Origin of the sequence: Thermococcus sp. Bubb.Bath (assembly GCF_012027595.1) — an archaeon.
Classification (GTDB): Archaea; Methanobacteriota_B; Thermococci; order Thermococcales; family Thermococcaceae; genus Thermococcus.
Map to the genome: position 1 here is coordinate 1 of NZ_SNUR01000013.1, position 643 is coordinate 643.

Sequence of the window (643 nt, forward strand, 5' to 3'; positions counted from 1 at the left end):
AACCCTGAGAAAGGCTTTCCATTCCTTCGCGCCGAGACTCAGGGCTGCCTCCCATAGGTTGGGTCTTATCTTCTTCAGCGAAGTCGAAACTGCTCTCAGGACGAAGGGATAGGCAATTATCGTGTGAGCAGCGATGATGAGCCAGGCGGTGTAGTAGAGCGGCGTGCCGTGGAAGATCCTGATGTATCCCAGACCGAGGGTTATGGCTGAACTCGCCAGCGGGAGCATAACGAGGACGTCGAAGAGCCGCTTTCCTTTGAAGTTCCAGCGGTGAAGCGCGTAGGCGACTGGAAGGGCGATTATCACTGAGAGGAAGACCGTCGCAAATCCAAAGGTTAGGGAGTTCCTTATCGCGTCGAGCGTTGTGGCACCGAACATAGGATTGTATTCGGTCGAGAATATCCTCCTATACCACTCGAGGCTCCACTGGTCGTTGAAGTGCAGGGAATCATAGAGGACTGCTAAAAGCGGGGCTATGATGAAGAGCAGAACGGCTAACGAGTAGGCCCCTATGAGGAGTCCCTTAAGACTGAAAACGTCTTTCCGCGTAAAGCGCTTTGGCCTCTGGAGAACTCTCTGCTCCTCACGCCTAGCGTAGGCGTCGAGGCTCCTCAGGTAGAGGTACATGAAGAGCATGCTGAGC

The 643-nt window shown here is 54.3% G+C and carries 1 protein-coding gene; it reads right to left on the reverse strand.

Annotated features, from left to right (window positions below; all coding sequences use genetic code 11):
- A partial coding sequence (locus E3E29_RS11275) for an iron ABC transporter permease (RefSeq protein WP_167911097.1) occupies positions 1-643 on the reverse strand: 643 nt, incomplete at both ends.